Consider the following 15,313-nt stretch of genomic DNA (forward strand, 5'->3'; position numbering starts at 1 on the left):
GCGGCGATGCCTGTTTGCCTATTCATGCCTTTATACATACTCATCTCCTGCGCACTGGGGATGTTTTTTTATTTTTATAAGGAGGATTTACAGGATGAAAAAGATTTATTCATGGTTAATGGCATTAATGCTGATAGGGTTTCTGGCAGCCTGCGGCAATCAGGGAGATGCAGGAGAAGGGAAGCAAAATACGGAACCTAAAACTGAACAGGCTTCAGAAGACAGCTTTCCGGTAACGCTGAAGGATGCGGCAGATAAAGAAGTAACGATTGAAGAGAAGCCGGAAAAAATTGTTTCGCTCATTCCGAGCAATACAGAAATCCTTTATGCCATCGGTGCAGGGAACGAAGTAGTGGCTGTCAACGAAAATGATAATTATCCTGAGGAAGTAAAGGATAAGGAGCAAGTGGCAGGCATGGAATTAAACATAGAAAAGATCATTGCTTTGGAACCTGATCTTGTTCTTTCCCACGGATCGGCGGGCGACAGGTGGGACTCAGGGTTAAAACAGCTGGAAGACAGCGGTATACCGGTTCTTGTCGTCAAAGATGCCCAAAGCTTCGATGAGGTGTACGAAACCATTGAATTTATCGGAAAAGCGACAGGGCATACGGACGAAGCGTCTGATGTGAACGAAGACCTGAAAGCCAAGCTTGACGAAATCGAAAAGAAAGCGGCCGATATCAAGGAAGAAGACCAGAAATCTGTATTCGTAGAAATATCGCCGGCCCCTGAAATTTATGCTGTGGGGAAAAACACATTTATGGATCAAATGCTTGGGACAATCAACGCAAAAAATGCGGTTCAAGAGGAAGGCTGGCCTATGATGAACGAGGAAGCCATCATTGAAATGAATCCTGAGGTCATCATTGTCAACTATAACTATGTGGAAAATCCGGTGGATCAAGTGCTTGACCGTAAAGGCTGGCAGGACATCGCAGCTGTCAAAGACAAGCAGGTTCACTTGATAGACGAGGCTCTTACAAGCCGTCCAGGCCCGCGGATCGCTGAAGGAGTAGAGGCGCTTGCAAAAGCTGTTTACCCGGAAGTTTTCGGGGAGTAATCCACTCGTAGCATACTCAGCGGCAATCATTTTTATGGTTGCCGCCATTCTTGCGGCAATATCAATAGGTTCTGTAAGAGTTCCGGTAGAAGATATCGTCAGCATCATCGCAGGCAAGGCCCTGCCTTTTTTAAACGAAAAGCAGGTAGATCCGATGTTTGCCAATATAGTCATGAAAGTCCGCCTGCCCCGCGTTGTGCTTGCAGGTCTTGTCGGTGCCTCGCTTGCGATTGCGGGGGCGGCCTTTCAGGGACTGCTCCGTAACCCGCTTGCCGACCCTTATACGCTGGGTGTTTCATCCGGTGCGTCTGTCGGTGCGGTTGTCACTTTGTTTTACCAAATCTCCTTACCGTTGGCGGGAATATATACACTGCCGCTTCTCAGTATCGTTTTTGCATTTATCACGATCATTATTGTCCTTTTTTTTGCCAGAAGCATCGACAGATCCATGAAAGTGGAGACAATCATCTTAACAGGAATCATTTTCAGTTCATTTCTGGGAGCGCTCATTTCCTTGATGATTGCCCTCTCGGGAGAGGAACTTCGCCAAATCATCGGCTGGCTGCTGGGAAGTGTCTCCATGAGAGGATGGAGCTATGTGCAGATTATTTTGCCGTTCCTGGTTATAGGGAGCCTTGTTCTATTACTGAATTCGCGAGAGCTGAATGCGATTGCCTTTGGTGAAGAGAGGGCACAGTATCTTGGTGTCAATGTGCCCGCCAGGAAATTTGCTGTATTGGCATCGAGTTCCATGATAACCGGAGCAGCTGTCGCTGTTTCGGGAACGATCGGATTTGTAGGCCTTGTCATCCCGCATTTGACAAGAATATTATGGGGACCGGACCATAAGCATCTTTTGCCGCTCTCCATGTTGATCGGTGCAGGTTTCCTTATTTTAGCCGATTTGGCCGCAAGGATTGTCATTGAACCGGCAGAGCTGCCTATCGGTGTCATCACTGCACTGATAGGGGCCCCGGTATTTGCTTTTATTTTGTTGAGAAGACGAATGGAAAGAAGTGGATGACATGCTTCAAGTGAAAAATCTCTCCGGCGGTTATTCTGATGCAAACATATTGAAAAATATAACCTTTGCTGTCAGCCGGGGGGAAATGTTCGGAATCCTTGGGCCGAATGGAAGCGGCAAGTCGACGCTGCTTAAAATGGTGAGCAGACTCCTTTCATATAAAGATGGAGAAATAACGCTCGATGGCCGCCCCCTCCAACAATATTCTTCCAAAAATCTTGCAAAGCTGATGGCTGTATTGCCGCAGCTCACAAGCGAAATGTTTCCGTTCACTGTAAAGGAAACGGTTGAACTCGGAAGGTATGCCCACCAGAGGGGACTGTTTCATACATGGAGCCCAAAAGATGAGGCGGTTGTCCAGGAAGTGATGGCATTGACAAAAATGAAGGAATTTCAGGATGTGTCATTGCAAGAGCTGTCCGGGGGTGAGCGGCAAAGGGCTTTCCTGGCCCAGGCGCTTGCCCAGGAGCCGGACATCCTTCTTCTTGATGAACCGACAAATCACTTGGACCTTTCCCACCAAAAAGGATTGCTTGATCGGTTAAGGCGCTGGACCAGGCAGAGAGGACTTACAGTTGTCACGGTTTTTCATGATCTTAACCTGGCCGGTCTTTATTGCGACCGCCTGCTTCTTTTAAATGAAGGTGAAGTCGTTTGCATTGGTTCACCTGAAGAAGTTCTAAATGAAACGTTGATACAGCGGATTTACAGGACAGCACTGGAAAATCATCCGCATCCGGAGGTCCCGAAGCCGAATATGGTGCTTATTCCTGAGTCAGGGAAAGATGACAAGACAATCTTGGATGAAAAATATTTATCCAGGAATGATGAAAGTGTTTTGTTTAATTCGCCTACTCCTTTAAAAACAATAGCGTCTGCTTCAGGCGGCTCCGGTCTGGGCTGGAAGGAAAAGTTCATTATCAGCACAGGCAGGCCATCAATAGACAATGGCGAGAAAACTGTTGAAATGCAGATTGATGATGATCAACTTTACACAAATTACAGTGTAAACCACGAAGGTGGATTTTCCCTATTATTTGTATTGACTGCAGACCGGCGTCTGGGTTTTTTCCATACTTGGCTTTTTATCAATGGGCATGTCAGCGAAAATGCGTTGATTGAAGCGTTGGCTGCTGCTTTGGAAGGAAAGCAAACCGCTTTAAAAAATAAGGTCCGTCCAAAGGAAACGGATGATGGCATCGTGGTGGCTGCAACGCAAAAAGGAGCAATTTTACCATCGGCAAGGCCTTCTTCCGAGCTTGGGCAAGCTATCCGAAGAGGACTGCTCGATTGCTCGGAAAAATTGTTCAGCAGCATGAAATCGGGTTTGTCGAATTAATGTCGATTGTTTATCGATTGTCTATGGTAGAATAAAGTGAAGAAAGGAGGGGGGAAGCGTTGGAAATTAATGCGAAGCTGGATTTGATTTTGGAAATCCTTGGCGATCACAGTAAGAAACTGGATGAACACAGCCGTAAATTCGACGAACAAGGCAGGAAGCTGGACGAACAAGGCAGGAAGCTGGACGAACAAGGCAGGAAGCTGGATGAACACAGCCGCAAGCTGGACGAACAAGGCAGGAAGCTGGACGAACACAGCCGCAAGCTCGATGAACAAGGCAGGAAGCTGGATGAACACAGCAAGAAGCTTGGTGAACACAGTGAATTGCTGGGGGCATTAATCCATGGTCAGCAGGAAATAAAGGCTGATTTGGATGGTTTCAAGCTTGAAACATTCAAAAGGTTTGACGGCGTGAATAAAAGATTGGATTCATTCGAGTCAAAACAGGACGAGTTTGCGGCAAAGGTTGAGCTTTTGGAAAAACGGACTTGGACAAATGAATCGGATATTCACCGCCTCAAAAATTTAATCGGAATTAAGTAAAATGCCAATAGCCCCGTATTATTCTTTCATCAATGCAAACTCCAAAAATATAATCCATATGTTTAATTTCCTTTGGGCTGCCCCTGATTGTCAATTCAACGGGGGCAGCTTTTTCATTTTTCTTCTTGACTGAATGCTCATTCATTATATAATGGAGTTAATAACTTTCAGAAAAGTCATTTGCAGTCTTAACAATTCGGAAGGGAGCGGTCATTTCATATGCATGCTTTACTGTGGTTGAATTGGATTGCGTTTTTGCTTGTAACGGCATACGGCGTCTCTTTGTTTGTCTATGTCGTCAAAACACGCATCAAGTTTATTAAACTAGGGAAAAAAATAGAGTTTGATAATGATGTGAAAGCGCGCCTGAAAAATATTTGGACATATGTTTTTGGCCAGAAAAAGCTGCTCAAGGATAAAAAGAGCGGAATCATTCATGTCATGTTTTTCTATGGGTTTATTCTTGTGCAATTTGGTGCAATCGATTTCATTTGGAAAGGGCTCGTGCCTGGTTCGCATCTGCCGCTCGGCCCGCTGTATCCCGGATTTAAGTTTTTCCAGGAAATCGTAACGCTCATCATATTGGTTGCGGTTGTATGGGCATTTTACAGACGGTATATTGAAAAGCTTGTCAGATTGAAGAGGGGGTTTTATGCAGGTCTTGTCCTTCTTTTTATCGGCGGACTCATGCTGTCTGTGCTGCTTGGAAATGGGATGTCGCTCATTTGGCAAGGGGAGGAGCTGGCGTGGACTGAGCCTGTGGCTTCCGCAATTGCAGCTGCATTCAGCTGGATGAGCCCGCTTGCTGCAGGGATCGTATTTTATATTGCATGGTGGATCCATTTGCTGATTTTGTTGGCTTTCCTTGTGTACGTGCCGCAATCGAAGCATGCACATTTGATTGCAGGTCCTGCAAACGTTTACCTGGAGCCGCTTGATGGAGGCAGGAAGCTTTCACCGATTGATTTTGAGGATGAAACAGCTGAAAGCTTCGGTGTAGGAAAAATCGATGAGTTCACAGACCTTCAGCTTGTGGATCTGTATGCGTGCGTGGAGTGCGGCCGCTGTACGAATATGTGCCCGGCGACCGGTACGGGAAAAATGCTGTCCCCGATGGACATCATGATCAAACTCAGGGATCATTTGACGAATTATGGGGCTGCCGTAACGAGAAAACAGCCATGGGTCCCGACTTATGCATTCGCCAACACGCTTGGCAATCAAATTGCAAAAGCCGGTACCGGAGAAGGCGCATCAGAGGCGGCAGCGGCATTGGATTACCAGCCGAGCATGATCGGAGATGTCATCACGGAAGAGGAATTATGGGCCTGTACAACGTGCCGGAATTGTGAAGACCAGTGTCCGGTGATGAACAAGCATGTGAGCCATATTATCGATATGCGCCGCTATCTTGTCCTGACAGAAGGCAAAATGAACCCTGATGCCCAGCGGGCGATGCAAAATATTGAAAGGCAGGGAAACCCTTGGGGGTTGAACCGGAAGGAAAAAGAGAACTGGCGTCAGCTTCGGGAAGACGTACAGGTTCCGACAGTCAAAGAACTGAAGAAAGCAGGGGAAGAATTCGAATATCTGCTCTGGGTCGGATCGATGGGTGCGTTCGACAACCGCAGCCAGAAAATCGCTTTGTCGTTTGCGAAACTCCTTAATGAAGCCGGTGTAAAATTTGCGATTCTCGGAAACAAGGAGAAAAACTCGGGGGACACCCCCCGGCGTCTTGGCAATGAGTTCTTATTTCAGGAGCTGGCTGCTGCCAACATTAAAGAATTTGAGAAAAATGACGTTAAAAAAATTGTGACGATTGACCCGCACGCATATAATATATTTAAAAATGAATATCCTGACTTTGGCTTGGAAGCAGAAGTCCATCATCACACCGAACTGCTTGATCAGCTGGTGAAAGAAGGACGACTGAAGCCAAAATATGAAGTGAATGAAAAAATCACCTTCCACGATTCCTGCTATCTCGGGCGCTATAATGATGTTTATGACCCTCCGAGAGAAATTCTCAAATCGATTCCGGGTGTCACTTTGGTTGAAATCGAAAGAAACCGGGAAAACGGAATGTGCTGCGGAGCCGGCGGAGGATTGATGTGGATGGAGGAAGATACAGGACAGCGCATCAACGTTGCAAGGACTGAGCAGGCCCTTGCTGTTAATCCTTCCATCATCAGTTCCGGATGCCCGTACTGCCTGACGATGCTGTCAGACGGCACTAAGGCAAAAGAAGTGGAAGATACAGTGAAAACATATGATGTAGCAGAGCTTTTGGAAAAGGCTGTTCTCGGAGAGCCGGGAACCGATAAAGCTTCGTAATATGAATATGGGGTGCTTCTTTTAAAAGAAGCACCTCCTTCTAAAATCTTTATCGAGCGAGCGTTCAGTCAAGTTTGAAAGCGTTTTAAATTGGTGTGTGTATAGATATTTTTTAAAAGATACATATAACCCAAAAGGAGATGAAAGAATGGCTAGATCAGCAATTCTTGAAGGCGCAAGGACCCCGTTTGGAAAATTTGGCGGCAGCCTGAGTTCATTGACTGCTTCCGATCTTGGAGGAATCGCTGTAAAAGAAGCGTTGGCAAGGTCGAATGTGAAGCCGGAAGAAGTCCAGGAAGTCATCCTCGGGACAGTTTTGCAGGGAGGACAAGGGCAAATCCCATCAAGGCAGGCGGCACAAAAAGCCGGCATTCCATGGGAAGTGAAGACGGAAACCGTGAATAAAGTGTGTGCTTCAGGAATGAGAGCCGTGACATTGGCAGACCAAATTATCCGGGCTGGCGATGAAGAGGTCATCGTGGCGGGCGGCATGGAATCGATGTCCAATGCCCCTTATATATTGCCGAAAGCCAGATGGGGATTCAAGATGGGAGACGCATCGATCATCGACCTGATGATCCATGATGGCCTGACGTGCGCTTTTTCCGGCGTCCACATGGGAACCTACGGCAATCAAAGTGCAATAGAATATGAGATTACGAGGGAAGCACAGGATAAGTGGGCGCTCAGAAGCCATGAACGGTCAATCGCGGCAAGAAATAAAGGTTTTTTGGCTGAGGAGATTGTTCCGGTGGAAGTTCCGCAGCGAAAAGGAGATCCGCTTGCCGTCGACCAGGATGAGGGACCCAGAATTGATACATCGATGGAGAAATTGTCTAAGCTTAGGCCTGCTTTCGGTTCTGATGGAACGATTACTGCCGGAAATGCTCCGGGGGTGAACGACGGTTCCGCAGCTCTCGTGCTGATGAGCGAAGAGCGGGCTAATCGTGAAGGAAGGAACCCGCTTGGATTTATTGTCGGCCATGCAGAGGTTGCTGTTGAGGCAAAGGATTTTCCAAAAACACCGGGTCTTGTCATCAATGAACTGTTAAAAAAATGCGGAAAAACCGCAGATGAAATTGACCTTTTTGAAATTAACGAAGCTTTTGCGGCCGTAGCGTTGGTAAGCAGTAAAATTGCCGGCCTGGATCCGCAAAAGGTGAATGTAAACGGAGGAGCTGTAGCGCTTGGGCATCCAATTGGCGCAAGCGGCGCCAGGATCATTCTGTCTCTGGCATATGAGCTGAGGCGGCGCGGGGGAGGAATTGGAATTGCCTCTATATGTTCGGGCGGAGGCCAGGGAGATGCAGTGATGGTTGAAGTTCCGAAAAATGACTGATGTGGAGGGGAAGAATATGCAAATCGAAAAAGTGATGGTCGTCGGTGCCGGGCAAATGGGCTCGGGAATTGCACAGGTTTGCGCACAAGCAGGCTACCAGGTCTATTTAAATGACCTGAAAGAAGACATTGTTGAAAAAGGGCTTGAAGTCATTCGCAAAAACTTAAATAGACAGGTCCAAAAAGAAAGAATGAATGAAGATGAAAAAGAGGGCATTCTTGCAAGATTCATTAAGTCGACTGATTTAAAAGATGCCGGGAATGCGGATATTGTGATCGAAGCAGCTGTTGAAAATTTAAAAATAAAAATGAAGATTTTCGAGGAGCTGGATCAATATGCGCCGGAGCATGCGATTTTGGCGACCAATACGTCTTCTCTGCCCATCACAGAAATGGCTGCAGCTACAAAGCGTCCGGAAAAGGTGATAGGCATGCATTTCATGAACCCGGTCCCGGTTATGAAACTAGTGGAAATTATCAGGGGCCTGGCAACGGAGGATGAAGTGTACCAAGCCGTGGAGGAAATGACTGAACGCTTGAAAAAGGTACCTGTTGAAGTGAACGATTTTCCGGGATTTGTTTCAAACAGGGTTCTCATGCCCATGATCAATGAGGCGGTTTACACATTATACGAAGGAGTTGCAACGAAAGAAGCGATTGATGAAGTGATGAAGCTTGGCATGAATCACCCGATGGGACCATTGACCCTCGCCGATTTTATCGGGCTGGACACGTGCCTTTATATAATGGAGACACTTCATGAAGGCTTTGGAGACGATAAATACCGGCCATGCCCCCTATTGCGGAAATATGTAAAAGCAGGCTGGCTTGGAAAAAAATCGGGCCGCGGTTTTTATGAATATGAATAGAAAAGCGGAGGGCGACGTTTAGCGACGTACAGACTGGAGTGCCTTCGACGAGATAAAGGAAACACGGCGATACCGCAGGTGAGCCGATGTTGACTTATCGGAGGAGGCGCGAAGTCTGCTAGTCGCTGGAGCCCGTGGCTGGACATTTAAATCGAGGAAAACCAACTAAAATGTCGAAGAAAGCAGGAGACAGCGATGAACCTTCAATTTACCGATGAACAGTTGATGATGAGAAAAATGGTACGTGATTTTGCTGAAACCGACATTAAGCCGCATATTGAAAGAATGTCAGCCGGGGAGTTTCCCGGGGACATCATCAAGAAAATGGGAGAGCTGGGGTTGATGGGAATCACCACTCCGGAACAATACGGCGGGGCGGGTATGGACTTTATCTCTTATATCATTGCGATCCATGAGCTTTCGAAAGTAAGTGCGACCGTGGGAGTCATTCTGTCCGTGCATACTTCCGTCGGGACGAACCCGATTCTACAGTTCGGGACAGAAGAACAGAAACAGAAATTTATTCCGGGGCTTGCGGAAGGAAAATCATTGGCTGCGTTTTGTCTTACGGAGCCCGGAGCGGGTTCGGATGCAGGAGCGATCAAATCCAGAGCGGTCAAACAAGGGGACCACTATGTCGTCAATGGCTCTAAAATGTTCATCACAAACGGCGGTGAAGCGGATATATATATTATTTTTGCCGTAACGGATCCAACCAAAGGAAGCCGTGGAATTTCTGCCTTTATTGTTGAAAAGGATACCCCGGGACTTCTCATTGGAAAAGACGAAAAGAAGATGGGGCTGGATGGCTCCAGAACGGTTCCGCTCACCTTTGAAGACATGAAGGTGCCTGCAGAAAATCGGCTTGGCGAAGAGGGAAATGGTTTTAGAATTGCAATGGCCAATCTGAATATCGGCCGGATCGGGATTGCTGCACAGGCGCTTGGTATTGCTGAAGCAGCTTTTGAAGCTGCAGTCGGTTATGCGAAGGAGCGCAGGCAGTTCGGCAAACCGATTGCCGAACAGCAGGCGGTGGCTTTTAAACTCGCCGATATGGGAACGGCTGTGGAAAGCGCCAGATTACTGCTTTACCGTGCCGCAGATCTTTGTGCATCCGGCGTGCCATGTGTGAAAGAAGTATCGATGGCAAAGTTGTTCGCTTCAAGGGCCGCGATGGAGAATGCCACGGAGGCAATCCAAATATTCGGCGGGTACGGCTACACGAAAGATTACCCCGTTGAACGATTTTTCAGGGATGCCAAGGTAACGGAAATATATGAAGGAACAAGCGAAATCCAAAGGATCGTCATAAGTAAGCAATTGTTGAAATAGAGAGCGTGTTGAGGAGGAGACTTGATGAACTTTAAATTAAGTGAAGAACATGAAATGATCAGAAAAATGGTGCGTGACTTTGCGAAAAAGGAAGTGGAGCCGACAGCGGCCGAGCGCGATGAAGAAGAAAGCTTTGACATGGATATTTTTGAAAAAATGGCTGGGCTGGGATTGACGGGAATTCCATGGCCGGAAAAATACGGCGGTATCGGCAGTGATTTCTTGGCGTACTGCATTGCCGTTGAAGAATTGTCCCGCGTCTGTGCATCGACAGGAGTAACGCTTTCCGCCCATACATCGCTTGCAGGCTGGCCCGTTTATACATTCGGCACGGAGAAGCAGAAACAGAAATATTTAAAGCCGATGGCGGAAGGTACAAAGATTGGGGCATACGGGCTGACGGAGCCCGGCTCAGGCTCGGATGCAAGCAGCATGAAAACAACGGCCAAGCGGGACGGGGACCATTATGTTTTGAACGGCTCCAAGATTTTTATTACAAATGGAGGCATCGCTGATATTTATATTGTTTTTGCCTTATTGAATCCGGAGGACAAACGGAGCTCCACGGCTTTTATCATTGAGAAAGGCTTCGAAGGGTTTTCCGTAGGGAAAAAAGAGAAGAAACTTGGAATCCGGTCGTCTCCGACAACCGAAATTATTTTTGAAGACTGCAAAGTCCCGGCGGAAAATGTGCTGGGAGAGGAAGGGCAAGGCTTTAAAATTGCCATGATGACCCTTGACGGCGGCCGAAATGGCATTGCGGCGCAGGCTGTCGGAATCGCACAGGGGGCTTTGGATGTCGCCGTCGAGTATGCAAAGGAACGAAAGCAATTTGGAAGGCCGATCGTCGACAATCAGGCCATCGCTTTTAAATTGGCTGATATGGCGACAGGCATCGAAGCTTCGAGACTATTAACTTATCAGGCGGCGTGGCTTGAATCAGAAGGTCTTCCATATGGGAAAGAGTCGGCCATGTCCAAGCTGATGGCCGGGGATACAGCCATGAAAGTGACAACTGAAGCAGTGCAAATATTTGGCGGCTATGGATACACGAAGGATTATCCGGTCGAACGGTATATGCGCGACGCCAAAATCACCCAAATTTATGAAGGAACGCAGGAAATCCAAAGACTGGTCATTTCCAGAATGTTAACGAAATAGAAAAGCGGCAGGCTACGGAGCCCGAAATTAGTAACTGTATACTTGAAAGAGGTGAATTTTTTGGCAGTGAAAAGGGAGATTCAGGCATCGGTGAAAGACGAGCAGCTTGTGGAAAAACGCAGGAATCAAATGATCCGCGGAGCCGTATCCCTTTTTAAGGAAAAAGGTTTCCATCGGACGACAACTAGGGAAATTGCCCGGGCTGCCGGTTTCAGCATCGGTACTTTATATGAGTATATCAGGACGAAAGAGGATGTGCTTTTTCTTGTGTGCGACAGCATTTACGAGCAGGTAAGGAAAAGGCTGAGCAGCATGGACCTGGAGAAAGGGACTTTGGAAAGCCTGAAACTTGGAATCGGCCATTATTTCAGAATCATTGATGAGATGCAGGATGAAGTGCTTGTCATGTATCAGGAAGCGAAGGTCCTGTCCAATGAGGCCTTGCCTTATGTGTTAAAAAAAGAATTGGAAATGGTCGGCATGTTTGAGAAGCTGATCAGCCGCTGTGTGGAAAACGGAGAGCTCGACATCAGCCATGAGCACCAGCAGCTGTTGGCGCATAACATTTTTGTCCAGGGACAGATGTGGGGATTCCGGCGCTGGGCTTTGAAAAAAACATGTTCCATTGATGATTATATTCGCCTCCAGACCGATTTGCTTTTTTCAGGGATTAAAGGTTTTAAGACACAAGTGGAAGTAGGAGGATGAAAAAAGTGAGTGAAATCTACACGCCAAAAAACCATGTCCGGTTCATAACGGCTTCCAGTTTGTTTGACGGGCATGATGCTTCCATCAATATTATGCGGAGAATATTGCAGGCCAGCGGTGGGGAAGTAATTCATCTTGGACATAACCGGTCGGTGGAGGAGGTGGTCAATGCGGCCATCCAGGAAGATGTCCAGGGAATTGCCGTCTCCTCTTATCAAGGCGGACACGTAGAATATTTTAAATACATGCACGATCTGTTAAAGGAAAAGGGAGCGCCGCATATACGCATTTATGGAGGAGGTGGAGGGGTTATCATTCCCCGTGAGATCAAAGAGCTCCATGATTACGGGATTTCGCGGATATTTTCGCCGGAGGATGGCCGGACTCTTGGCTTGCAGGGCATGATCAACCTGATGCTGGAGGAATGCGATTTTTCAACCATTGGCGATTCCATCGAGGAAGAAGTCGAGCGGCTAAAAGAGGGGAGCATGGCGGCTGCTGCCAAATTGATTTCATTGGCCGAAAACCGGGCAGGGGAAAAGGACGGAAACAAATTTTCGAGGGTTTTCGCCGAAATGAAGGAAATGAGCCAAGAGGCACCGGTTCTGGGAATCACAGGAACTGGCGGTGCAGGTAAAAGTTCGTTGACAGATGAACTGATCCGCCGGTTTATCCATGAAATTCCGGAAAAGAAAGTGGCTGTATTGTCTGTGGATCCGACCAAGCAAAAGACAGGAGGGGCGTTATTGGGAGACAGGATCCGGATGAATGCCATTTTTTCACCGCGTGTGTATATGAGAAGCCTGGCAACCCGTGGCTCAAAGAACGAGCTGTCGGGCGCCATCCGCGACGCCATCCGCATCGTCAAAGCCCTGGGGTTTGACCTTGTGATTGTCGAAACGAGCGGGATCGGACAGGGAGACGCAGAAATAAGGGAAATCAGCGATGTTTCCATGTATGTGATGACAAGCGAATTCGGCGCCCCTACCCAATTGGAAAAAATCGATATGATTGATTTTGCCGATATTATTGCGATCAACAAGTTTGAGAAAAAAGGGTCTGAAGATGCCAGGGATCAAGTAAGAAAGCAATATCAGAGAAGCCATTTGCTTTTTGATGAGGAATTGGAAAAAATGCCGGTGTACGGAACGATCGCCAGCCAGTTCAACGATCCCGGAACGAATGCCCTGTTTGCCGCCCTGATCGATCTGTTGAACGAAAAATGCGGTACGGACTGGAATGTATCTTTTTCCAAAAAGGAGGAAGTGGAGAAGCAAAATGTGATCATCCCGGCTTCCCGCCAGCATTATTTGCGGGAGATTGCCGAAACGGTCCGAAGATACCATCAGCACGCGGAAGAGCAGGTCCGGGTCGCAAGACAGCTGTTTCAAATTGAAGGCACAATCAAAGCTGTGAAAGAAAGAGGGGAAAACGAACCAGTTTTGGCGGTTCTTCAGGAATTGAAGAAAGAAACGGAAGAAAAGCTCACGCCCTATTCGAAGAAAGTCTTGGAGAATTGGGAAGAGACGAAGGAAGCCTATGCAAAAGACCAGTTTGTCGTAAAAATAAGGGACAAAGAGATTGTAACAGAATTGAAGACAAAAAGTTTATCAGGACTTTCCATTCCGAAGGTGGCACTTCCTTCGTTCAAGGATTATGGGGAAATTTTAAATTGGGTATATAAGGAAAATGTACCGGGTTCCTATCCTTATACGGCAGGCGTTTTTCCTTTTAAACGGCAGGGGGAAGATCCGAAAAGGCAATTTGCCGGTGAGGGTACGCCTGAGCGTACGAACCGCCGGTTCCATTATTTATCGAAGGACGATGAGGCCAAGCGGCTGAGCACCGCCTTTGACTCGGTCACATTGTATGGGGAAGATCCGGATTACCGTCCCGATATTTATGGGAAAGTCGGTGAAAGCGGCGTCAGCATCTGTACGCTTGATGATATGAAAAAATTGTATGACGGCTTCGACCTTTGTGCCCCGTCCACTTCCGTTTCGATGACGATCAACGGCCCGGCGCCGATCATCCTGGCGATGTTTATGAACACTGCCATTGACCAGCAGGTAAGGAAAAAACAGGAAGAGATTGGGCGGGAATTGACCGAAGAGGAACTTGAAACGGTGAAAAGTCAGACATTGAAAACGGTCAGAGGGACGGTTCAGGCTGATATTTTAAAAGAAGACCAGGGCCAGAATACATGTATTTTTTCAACGGAATTTGCTTTAAGGATGATGGGAGATATCCAGCAGTATTTCATTGACCATCAGGTAAGAAACTATTACTCGGTATCGATTTCCGGTTATCATATTGCAGAGGCAGGAGCCAATCCGATTTCACAGCTGGCTTTTACTCTTGCCAACGGGTTCACATATGTCGAATATTACTTGAGCCGGGGAATGGATATCGATGATTTCGCACCGAATCTGTCGTTCTTTTTTTCCAATGGGCTCGATCCGGAATATACAGTCATTGGCCGGGTGGCGAGGAGGATTTGGGCGGTTGTCATGCGGGAGAAATACGGTGCGAATGAGCGGAGCCAAAAATTGAAATACCACATTCAAACATCCGGCAGGTCGCTTCACGCCCAGGAAATTGATTTCAATGATATCCGGACGACGCTCCAGGCGTTGATGGCTTTGCAGGATAATTGCAATTCGCTCCATACGAATGCGTACGATGAGGCCATCACGACACCGACGGAACAATCGGTCAGAAGGGCGATGGCCATCCAAATGATTATTACAAAAGAACACGGTCTTTCCAAAAATGAAAACCCGCTCCAAGGATCTTTTATTGTGGAAGAACTGACAGATCTCGTTGAAGAAGCGGTGCTTCAGGAATTCGAACGGCTGAACGACCGCGGGGGAGTGCTCGGCGCCATGGAGACGCAGTACCAGCGTGGAAAAATCCAGGAAGAGTCAATGTATTACGAAACCCTTAAGCATTCTGGAAAACTGCCGATTATCGGTGTTAATACGTATCTGAACCCCAATCCTCCGTCAGAAGCGGACCTGGATAACATTGAATTGGCGCGGTCAACTAAGGAGGAAAAGGAAACACAGATTCGGAATCTCCGCAATTTCCAGAAACAGCACCAGAATGAAGCCGAAGAAGCGTTAACCCGCTTGAAAAAGGTTGCTGTCAGCGGTGGAAACATATTTGCCGAATTGATGGAGACGACGAAGACAGCAAGTCTTGGGCAAATTACCCATGCTTTATATGAAGTGGGCGGCCAGTACAGGCGAAATATGTAAACGGCCTTGTAAACGCATCCATGGATTTTTATTTTCCAACGGGATAAAATAAATAATAAATCTAATATGACTGGATGTGGGTGCATGAAATTCGGGCTCAAGATTATAGGCTTTTTCATTGCCGCAGAAATTAGTTATCTTTTATACCAAAGCCGTCTTGGGGCGATTCCGTTTCTATTTACCTCAGTCGTATTATTTTATTTGGGCTATCGTCTCATTCTCGGCTCCGGCAAAAATCGGGCGGAAGGAAGGCCGCCTGAATAGGAGTGAGTGACCACAGCATGCGGGCTGTGGTTTTCCTTTTTAATAATGCATACAGGTGCTCCCGCGGGCAGCGGTT

General features: G+C 47.3%; 11 protein-coding genes. All 11 read left to right on the forward strand.

The features are described 5' to 3' along the window. The first annotated feature begins 94 nt into the window (after window positions 1-94). The 11 genes from FS666_RS01740 (at window position 95) to icmF (ending at window position 14,973) form a co-directional block, all read left to right on the forward strand. Window positions 95-1,063 (forward strand): ABC transporter substrate-binding protein, encoded by a 969-nt coding sequence (locus tag FS666_RS01740; RefSeq protein WP_144460150.1) that lies wholly within the window; start codon window positions 95-97, stop codon window positions 1,061-1,063. Next, on the forward strand, window positions 1,026-2,087 hold the full coding sequence (locus tag FS666_RS01745) for a FecCD family ABC transporter permease (protein ID WP_144460148.1): 1,062 nt from the start codon (window positions 1,026-1,028) through the stop codon (window positions 2,085-2,087). The genes FS666_RS01740 and FS666_RS01745 overlap by 38 nt, the downstream gene beginning before the upstream one ends. Window position 2,088: 1 nt before the next feature. After that, on the forward strand, window positions 2,089-3,426 hold the full coding sequence (locus FS666_RS01750) for an ABC transporter ATP-binding protein (RefSeq protein ID WP_144460146.1): 1,338 nt from the start codon (window positions 2,089-2,091) through the stop codon (window positions 3,424-3,426). A gap of 59 nt (window positions 3,427-3,485) precedes the next feature. Beyond that, window positions 3,486-3,971 (forward strand): hypothetical protein, encoded by a 486-nt coding sequence (locus tag FS666_RS01755; RefSeq protein WP_144460144.1) that lies wholly within the window; start codon window positions 3,486-3,488, stop codon window positions 3,969-3,971. Between the two features lie 219 nt (window positions 3,972-4,190). Continuing rightward, window positions 4,191-6,305: a (Fe-S)-binding protein gene (locus FS666_RS01760; protein WP_144460142.1), complete on the forward strand. Its 2,115-nt coding sequence runs from the start codon at window positions 4,191-4,193 to the stop codon at window positions 6,303-6,305. Between the two features lie 148 nt (window positions 6,306-6,453). Further along, window positions 6,454-7,644 carry an acetyl-CoA C-acetyltransferase gene (locus FS666_RS01765; protein WP_144460140.1) on the forward strand — a complete coding sequence of 397 codons (1,191 nt, stop codon included), beginning with the start codon at window positions 6,454-6,456 and terminating at the stop codon, window positions 7,642-7,644. A 16-nt stretch (window positions 7,645-7,660) separates the two neighbouring features. After that, on the forward strand, window positions 7,661-8,512 hold the full coding sequence (locus FS666_RS01770; RefSeq protein ID WP_144460138.1) for a 3-hydroxybutyryl-CoA dehydrogenase: 852 nt from the start codon (window positions 7,661-7,663) through the stop codon (window positions 8,510-8,512). Window positions 8,513-8,707: 195 nt separating this feature from the next. Then, window positions 8,708-9,844, forward strand: coding sequence for an acyl-CoA dehydrogenase (locus tag FS666_RS01775; RefSeq protein ID WP_144460136.1), 1,137 nt, complete (start codon window positions 8,708-8,710; stop codon window positions 9,842-9,844). Window positions 9,845-9,868: 24 nt separating this feature from the next. Then, the gene (locus tag FS666_RS01780) at window positions 9,869-11,005 is read left to right on the forward strand and encodes an acyl-CoA dehydrogenase (RefSeq protein ID WP_144460134.1); all 1,137 of its coding nucleotides are present in this window, start codon (window positions 9,869-9,871) and stop codon (window positions 11,003-11,005) included. Window positions 11,006-11,065: 60 nt separating this feature from the next. After that, window positions 11,066-11,713 carry a TetR/AcrR family transcriptional regulator gene (locus FS666_RS01785; protein WP_120071589.1) on the forward strand — a complete coding sequence of 216 codons (648 nt, stop codon included), beginning with the start codon at window positions 11,066-11,068 and terminating at the stop codon, window positions 11,711-11,713. After that, window positions 11,710-14,973 carry a fused isobutyryl-CoA mutase/GTPase IcmF gene (gene icmF / locus FS666_RS01790; RefSeq protein WP_244943814.1) on the forward strand — a complete coding sequence of 1,088 codons (3,264 nt, stop codon included), beginning with the start codon at window positions 11,710-11,712 and terminating at the stop codon, window positions 14,971-14,973. The genes FS666_RS01785 and icmF overlap by 4 nt, the downstream gene beginning before the upstream one ends. The last annotated feature ends 340 nt before the right edge of the window (window positions 14,974-15,313 follow it).

The organism is Siminovitchia fortis (genome assembly GCF_007681465.1).
Taxonomy (GTDB): domain Bacteria; phylum Bacillota; class Bacilli; order Bacillales; family Bacillaceae_C; genus Siminovitchia; species Siminovitchia fortis.